The 1,712-nt window shown below is 76.1% G+C and carries 3 protein-coding genes; all 3 read left to right on the plus strand.

Features of this window, described 5'->3' with window-relative positions; translation table 11 throughout:
* Positions 1–140: 140 nt before the first annotated feature.
* Complete coding sequence (locus tag ACLEQD_RS42825) at positions 141–1,016, plus strand: hypothetical protein (RefSeq protein WP_410391713.1); 876 nt, start codon at positions 141–143, stop codon at positions 1,014–1,016.
* Positions 1,013–1,297: a HEAT repeat domain-containing protein gene (locus ACLEQD_RS42830; RefSeq protein WP_410391714.1), complete on the plus strand. Its 285-nt coding sequence runs from the start codon at positions 1,013–1,015 to the stop codon at positions 1,295–1,297. Before ACLEQD_RS42825 ends, ACLEQD_RS42830 begins: the two co-directional genes overlap by 4 nt.
* Positions 1,224–1,712, plus strand: a 489-nt coding sequence (locus ACLEQD_RS42835; protein WP_410391715.1) for a HEAT repeat domain-containing protein, incomplete at its 3' end; no start/stop codon positions are given. The genes ACLEQD_RS42830 and ACLEQD_RS42835, both read left to right, overlap by 74 nt.

Genomic DNA, 1,712 nt, shown 5'->3' on the forward strand with positions numbered 1-1,712 from the left:
ACGGAGCAGGTGCAGGCGGTGCAGGCGCTGGTGCAGGCCACGGCGAAGGTGAGCGAGCAGGGCCGGGTCATCGCCGCGTCGTCGGTGGAGCAGGCGCAGGCGGCGCAGCCGCTGTCCCAGGGGGCGCGGAGATGCGGCGCATGGCGCGGCAGACCACCCAGGCCACCCAGGAGCAGGCCAAGGCGCTGCGCGAGGCGGTGCGCTCCAACAACCAGCTGTCGGAGGTGGCGGAGAAGGTGTCGCGCGCGATGCAGGAGCAGGCGCAGGCCGCCACGGACCTGGCCCGGGGCACCACGCAGATGCGCCAGCTGGTGCAGGGCGTGAGCGCCGCGGTGATGGCGCAGGGCCAGCAGGTGGGGGTGCTGGGGGCGACGGCGCAGGAGGTGGCGACCTCCACGCAGCGCACGCTCACCGGCATCTCCGAACAGGCCAAGGCCGCGCAGGAGGTGACGCGCGCCATGGAGGCCACGCGCAAGGAGGTGGCCCAGTCCACGCGCGCCATGTCGGAGCAGGCCCGCGCGCTCAAGCAGGGCGAGCTGGCCAGCCGCCAGGTGGCGAACCTGGCCAAGGAGGTGACGCGCGCCACGGAGGAGCAGGCCCAGGCGCTCACCGCCCTGGTGCGCGGCGCGGAGGAGGTGCGCCGGGTGGCGAAGACCACCGCGCGCGCGCTGGAGGAGCAGACGGACGCCCTGTCCATGCTCACCACGTCCGCCGCGAAGCAGGCCACGGGCGTGGCGGCGGTGGCGAAGGCCGCCCAGGAGCAGGCCACGGTGAGCGAGCAGCTGGGCAGGTCGGTGGAGGACATGCGCGGCCGCGCACGGGAGATCGCCGTGACCACGGCGGAGCAGGCGCGCGCCACGGCCGTCACCGCCCAGGAGGTGCGGGAGGTGGCGGGCAGGCTGGGGCAGCTGGCGCGGCTGAACGGTGAGCAGGTGGAGGGGTTGAGCCACCTGAGCGGCTTGTTGGGCGGCACGGAGCCGGCGGCGCCCCGGAGCACGCGGGAGCAGGGCTCGTGACCGGCTCGACGGTGAGACACCACCCGCTGTCGCTGTCCGCGGACGACCGCGCCCGGGTGGAAGAGGTGGAGCAGCTGGCGCGCCAGGGCCCGGCCAGCCTGCCGGTGCTGGTGGACGGGCTGGACGCGCCGTCGTGGGCCGTGCGCCGCGCGGTGGTGTCCGCGCTGGGCCCGCCTGGGCACGCCCTCCGTGGAGCCCCTGTGCGACGTGCTCCGCCACCGCCGGGACAACGAGGCGCGCATCGCCGCCGCGGTGGACGCGCTGGTGGCCGCCGGCGGTGACGTGGAGGGGCCGGTGGAGGCGCTGGGGGACGACCCCAACCCGGCCATCATCTGTGACGCCGCCCAGGTGCTGGGGCGGCGGCGCAGCCGGCGCTCCGTGCCGCTGCTGTCGCGGCTCATCGTCCACCCGGACGACAACGTGGCGGTGGCCGCCATCGAGGCGCTGGGCCGCGTGGGCGGCGGCGCGGCGGTGGACGCGCTCCTGTCCTCGCTGGGCTCAGGCAACTTCTTCCGCATCTTCCCCGCCATCGACGTGCTGGGCCGCTCCGGCGACCCCACCGTCGTGCCGGCGCTGATGGCGCTCCTGTCGGACCCCTTCTACGTCCTGGAGGCGGCGCGCGCGCTGGGCCGCACCGGCCAGGAGGCCGCGGTGCCCGCGCTGGTGGGCCTGCTCCAGCGCGGCAACGTCCAGCGG

This window comes from Corallococcus sp. 4LFB, assembly GCF_046520365.1.
GTDB lineage: Bacteria > Myxococcota > Myxococcia > Myxococcales > Myxococcaceae > Corallococcus > Corallococcus caeni.